This window comes from Stenotrophomonas sp. PS02298 (genome assembly GCF_029959445.1).
Taxonomy (GTDB): Bacteria; Pseudomonadota; Gammaproteobacteria; order Xanthomonadales; family Xanthomonadaceae; genus Stenotrophomonas.
In genome coordinates, this window is sequence record NZ_JASCOR010000225.1 from 1 (window position 1) to 5,234 (window position 5,234).

Consider the following 5,234-nt stretch of genomic DNA (forward strand, 5'->3'; position numbering starts at 1 on the left):
CCGGCCTCTGCCTCACGCAGGAAGCCAATGATCTGCTCTTCGGAAAAGCGCTTCTTCATGTCCAATCTCCGTCTCGTTGGGGATTGAACTCCAAATCGCCGCGCTACTCAAAATCGGGGGAACGTCGACACCTCCAAACTACGCCGATCCACCTGCGCCAAAACTTCGTTGAAACCAAACGCAGGCTCCCAACCCAACGCCCACCGGATAGTGGCATTGTCGTAAACCCGATCAATGACCGATGCAGCGGCCAACCACGCCGCTCATGCTCGGCAACCAACTCCGGGCAACGTAGACGCAGCACTTCAACGGCATCACGCCCCAACTGCTCAAGATCTTCGCGCTGAAACGGCGATGCCAATCCATGAGTCCTCTGATTGTGACTCAGTCGACATTGGCAGGCACTCTTTGGCATTCTGGTGCCGGTTTGATCGCTGACATTTCATTCAAGCCTACGTCGCTTCGCTGCGCGACGTGGTTCAAGCGTTGGGGCGCACATGAAGATCTACGTTCTCTTTGCGATTGCGCTGTTCCCGATCACGGCTGCCGCGGAGCTGCGATGCCCGGAGTTGCCGCCAGGTGCGCGAGTCCACTGGTCGGGCCACTACGGGCCGGGTGATGAGGTTGTGTGTCACGCCGTGGAGGCAGATGGCACTTCTGCATTCACGCTCTTTCGAGGCAACACGCCACCTCTGGTGGGCGTGGACCTGACCCGAGCGGAAGTCGGCATTGCCTTTGGGCAGCCCGTAAGGTGGTATGAGCAGGGTTCGGACCGTGACTACCAAGCAGAACTGTTCCTTGACGCAAACCCTCACAGCAGCATCCGAGTGTTCGTTCCAAGGAAGCCAGCCGGGACGTTCCTGGAGCGCGTCAAGCTTGTCGGCGCTCTCTCAAGATGGCCCAAAGCTACCCCCTAGAAACTCATTTGAGCCGAAGTCGCTTTGCGGCTCGAACTGAGTGTCTGTTGCGAGCGGATACTCCTGGTCGCAAGGCGTCATCCCACCTAGGAATAACTTGGCGATTCACCTTGAGTCGCCAAGGCAAGGGTCAATCCAGCTACAGCTTTCCTGGTCTGGTGGCTTGCTCGACGCTTTCCTGCCGTAGTCGTAGTGCAGCGTCCTGCTGCAGCGGATCGTTATCATTGACGATTTCGGTAGTACTACGGACAGGACGTCATGAAGAGCGCATTGGTGATATTGCTGGGAATGGGGGTGGTGATGGCGGCAGCTGCGCAACTCAACGGCCCGCAGCGGTTGCGGGCTGCCCGCCAGGAAACATTCGAGCGGCTGCGGTTTCCGTCGCGCGATGGTGCTGCCTTCACCGGTGCTCAGGTGCAGGTGGTGAAACAGGTGTACGGACGGTTCGACGGTATGCAGCAACCGGGGCCGCGCTGGATGGCGCAGGCCTCAGACGATGCATTCTGGTACTGCGTGGGGCCCGGGCCAAGCTGGTATCTGGCCATTCCGATTTCAAGACGTAATGGCTTCCAATGGGATGTCGACTGGGTGGTACGGCCTTTGGACGAAGGCCGCATGCGAGCCGCGTTGAGCGGCGACACCGAAGCTCTACGGTTGGCCTTTGGCGAGCAGGCTGCACGGGGATGAGGGGGAATTGAGCACGAAGGGTGCGCAGTTCTTTGTGTAGACGGAAGTTTGAAGCGCTCCGGTTTGAAGCCGGCCATCATTCGGGGGCATGTCCGTTCCTGGCCGCAGGGAGTCATGCGGCCCATAGCGGACATTTGTGTCGTCGCCGAGCCTAGCGCTGGGTCTGGGTATACGCCGGCTTGTTGGCCGGACCCAGCCGCCCTAAGATCGAGCCGTTTCAAGGGAATAGCGTGCCATACGGCGCGTTTTGGATAAATCGTATGACCGAGTCCAGGGACCCGGCTATTGGATAGTTGGACCGCTAAGGATTGCTCAGTGAACTCTTTGGTCTCTGCTTTTCAGATTGAATTTTTCGTGGCAACGCTATGTGCACTTGTAATTCTTTACATGCAGGTTCGTGGCTATCGCAAGCACAGGAAGCAGTTCTTCGCTACCTTGGCAACCTCAACCGTATTTGCGGTAGCCGCTACCCTTATGAGGGCACTGCCATACTTCGTTCAAATGCCTGAAAGCCAATCGGTTATGGTGTACAGGCTATCTGTCCCGCTAGCTATTCTTGCCACTGCACTTGCCACATGGGGCAGCGTCCAACTCTTTCAGGCATTCGATGATAAATAGCACGCCAGCATCGCTGGTCTGGCATATCGTTCAAGGCAAAGCCGCTTCGCGGCGCGGGCTAAGTCAGGCGTTAGATGCGCTTGGGAGCAAATATGCATTGGAAAATTGCAGTCGCCACTTTGTTCCTCGCCGCTGGCTCCGCAGCGGCCACGACGCCGCCCATTAATCCGGCAGATCTCCTTGGCACCTGGCGGTGCGGTCCAACTGTCATGCAGGGACCAGGGTTCACTGTCACGGTAATCGATGAAACAACTAAGCTCCCGAACGGCACCTTCACTGGTCGCACCCGTAGCGTAATCTCCGCTCCGGGCAAGGCTCCTCTCACACTCCAAGATCGAAGTAGCGGCACATGGGAGCTGGTAGGTGACGTCGTGAGATCTCGGATTAATCATCTCGAGTTTCTCTCGTCATCAGATCCATCGGTCACAAAGGAGGCCGGCCAGAAAGCGCAAGACGAGCAGCTAGCCGAGAAGTCCGTCTATGAGTCTCGCATCCTTGAGTTCAACGGTACGCATTCGCGCTCCATTCCAGTCAACTCCATGTACAAAGAAGCGGCTGTCGAGTCCACATGCGAGCGCATCCAACAATTCATTCAAGCCGAACCCGCGTCACGGGTTGGCACAATCCAGGCGTTGGACACGGCATGAAAAAATACTCGGCCATTGGAAGGGTGCTTGTATTCCTTCTTGCAGCATTCGGGTCGACTTCATGCGTCGGTACGACAACGCCGAGTCAGGGATCGCCGCAAGAGCTGCTCGCCACCGTTTCGAAGTCAATCGTCCGTGACTATTGGACAAATGACTTTGGCAGGGAAAAGCGAAGTGGTGGCTACTCCGTAATTGTGCCTGTCGAGAGTGCGGAGAAGCTCCTTGAATCGATCCGGGGACAGGTGCCCTCTGGCTACGTCGCTTTTATTGGAACAACCAACAACCTCGATGACCCCAAGATCAATGGCGCTGAACTTGTCTTAGCGCCGGGTCAAGACCAGTTTGACATCGTCCGCCTGGCAGCTACGGATGCTGTCAACTATGGCAAGACCACCGATCAGATCATTGAGGAGCTGAGACGGTGGGACGCTCAGTTCGGGATTGATATCTGGCAAGCTGAGACCGACACCGTTCAACTCAAGCTCAAATCCATTCCAGTGGATCTTCCAAAATTCTCCCAACGGCTTTACGAATTCTGCCCAGATATTGTTGAGCAAGGGGTCGGTGACATTGAGTCACTTCAGGCGGCGGTCAAACAGGAAGGGGCGATCTTCCTTTGGTGGGACTAGTCGCGCTGCGCCTAACAGGTCATGCAAATCGAAGCCGCTTGGCGGCTGGGCCTTAGTGTCTGCTGTGAATGACTGCTTCTGGCCGCAGGGCGTCAAAGGGCCGGCCTAAGATCAAGATGTAACAAGGGCAAAGGCCACCGTAAGGGGCTTTAAAGTATCGACCACCCGCACGGGATTGTCTTCGTGGACGTAGTCTTCGCGCCAATCGGACAACAGGAGCGCCTGTGACCGATCAACGCCATTGACGAATCGCTTCATGCTCAGCACCAACCGAATGGTGCTGAGATATTGACAGTGGCGCAGGGGTTTTCACACAGCCTCGGCAAAAAAACGGGCGTTCGCATGTCTGTTGGCTTACGCACAGAGTAGTCACGAAGCCCGCCGTCGGCTCCGCCTGTACCTTGGCTTGTTGGCTCGCCGCAGCCGCCTTAAGATCGAGCTGCATCGGGGGGGCGGCGATATGGTGCACGGAGAATTAGCGTTATAACTGGACCCAAAAGGTAGTTTGGGTTGCGCTGGAATACTTATGCACTACTGGAACAAAGACAGCCTTGAGGGTCTTGCATCGCTTGCGGCTGGATTGGCTGCATGGGAGGACTTTGCTCATCTCGCTGAGTATTGCCGTCTCCGCGAGGCGGGCCTGCGGAGAGAAGCATTTGCCTCCCTCGATACCTTCCTGTCATATGCTGAGACGTGGGAGCGCGAGAAGTCCCAAGACGCTGTGAATGCTGTCCTGACGCTTCACTTCCGCAGCACGGGTTGTCATCAGTTTCTTGCACAGCCGCTGATGAAGCGCTTTGTGGACCCTGTTCTCCAGCGATGGCTGGAGCACGATCCTGATGCCATCGCCCCGGTGCGGTGGCTGGCGATCCTGCGCCAGGACCCTGAACTACTCTGCAGGGTGTTGGCTGCGAAACCAGGTGACATAGCGATCCGACGCATGCTGATTGCCAAACGGCTGGGTTCGGTTGACTACGCAACCCATCACTTGAACGAAGGTTTCTTCATAGGCAAGTTGGATGAAGCTCTGGAAGACTTGGGGCTGGCATACGATCTGATTGAAGGGGCGGAGGATCGTGAGTCGCTCTCTGACCTCGACCGTGAGGCTCGGGAATATGGTCAGATGCTTTTCGATTGGCAGGCGTACAAGGCTCGGCCGGTTGGTAGCTTCCCCGAATGGTGTGCGGCCAGGGGCCGGGACTATCACTGGGGACTCACTGTGTATTACGGCGAAGGCGTCACCTGATAATTCATTCAAGCCGAACCCACTGCGTGGGTCGGCTTAGTTCCGGAGTTCGACCCCTTGGTAAGGATCACCGACACTTCGACAAATCGCAGACGGCTCCTCGCGAGCGAGATCGCAGTCTGTGTTTACTGTTTCCAAGAGTTCGCACCGAGCTCCATTGTTGAGTGGTGCGACGAGGACGATAGGACCGCAATCTGTCCACACTGCGGAGTAGATGCGGTCGTTGGTTTTGATGGGCCAGTTGACCGCGCCTGGCTAGAAGCTGCCCATTGCAGAGCTTTTGGCTAACATGGGCCCCAACATTTCACTCAAGCCGAACCCGCTTCGCGGGTCAGCCTAGTTCCGGAGTTGAACGTCCGCTTCCGGCCGAGGCTGTGTGAAAACCCCGCCTCCGCTGGCATGATCTGAGCACCGGTCGATGGGTGCTCTGCATGAAGCGATTCGTGGATGGCGTTGATCGTTCCCAAGGACTTCTTCTCCCTGATCGGCT

Annotated in this window: 6 protein-coding genes; 4 read left to right on the forward strand and 2 right to left on the reverse strand. The window is 56.9% G+C overall.

The window, feature by feature from the left end; genetic code table 11:
• Positions 1-1,175: 1,175 nt before the first annotated feature.
• The 3 genes from QMX78_RS19930 (at position 1,176) to QMX78_RS19940 (ending at position 3,498) form a co-directional block, all read left to right on the forward strand.
• Positions 1,176-1,604 (forward strand): hypothetical protein, encoded by a 429-nt coding sequence (locus QMX78_RS19930; protein ID WP_282272892.1) that lies wholly within the window; start codon positions 1,176-1,178, stop codon positions 1,602-1,604.
• Between the two features lie 315 nt (positions 1,605-1,919).
• Positions 1,920-2,222 (forward strand): hypothetical protein, encoded by a 303-nt coding sequence (locus tag QMX78_RS19935; protein ID WP_282272894.1) that lies wholly within the window; start codon positions 1,920-1,922, stop codon positions 2,220-2,222.
• A gap of 643 nt (positions 2,223-2,865) precedes the next feature.
• Complete coding sequence (locus QMX78_RS19940; RefSeq protein ID WP_282272896.1) at positions 2,866-3,498, forward strand: DUF4253 domain-containing protein; 633 nt, start codon at positions 2,866-2,868, stop codon at positions 3,496-3,498.
• A gap of 111 nt (positions 3,499-3,609) precedes the next feature.
• On the opposite strand, the gene QMX78_RS19945 is transcribed toward QMX78_RS19940, so the two are convergent.
• The gene (locus QMX78_RS19945; RefSeq protein WP_282272898.1) at positions 3,610-3,756 is read right to left on the reverse strand and encodes a hypothetical protein; all 147 of its coding nucleotides are present in this window, start codon (positions 3,754-3,756) and stop codon (positions 3,610-3,612) included.
• Between the two features lie 268 nt (positions 3,757-4,024).
• On the opposite strand from QMX78_RS19945, the gene QMX78_RS19950 reads away from it, so the two are divergent.
• Complete coding sequence (locus tag QMX78_RS19950) at positions 4,025-4,744, forward strand: hypothetical protein (RefSeq protein WP_282272900.1); 720 nt, start codon at positions 4,025-4,027, stop codon at positions 4,742-4,744.
• Between the two features lie 308 nt (positions 4,745-5,052).
• On the opposite strand, the gene QMX78_RS19955 is transcribed toward QMX78_RS19950, so the two are convergent.
• Positions 5,053-5,234 (reverse strand): hypothetical protein (locus QMX78_RS19955; protein ID WP_282272902.1); only part of this gene is annotated, 182 nt, incomplete at its 5' end.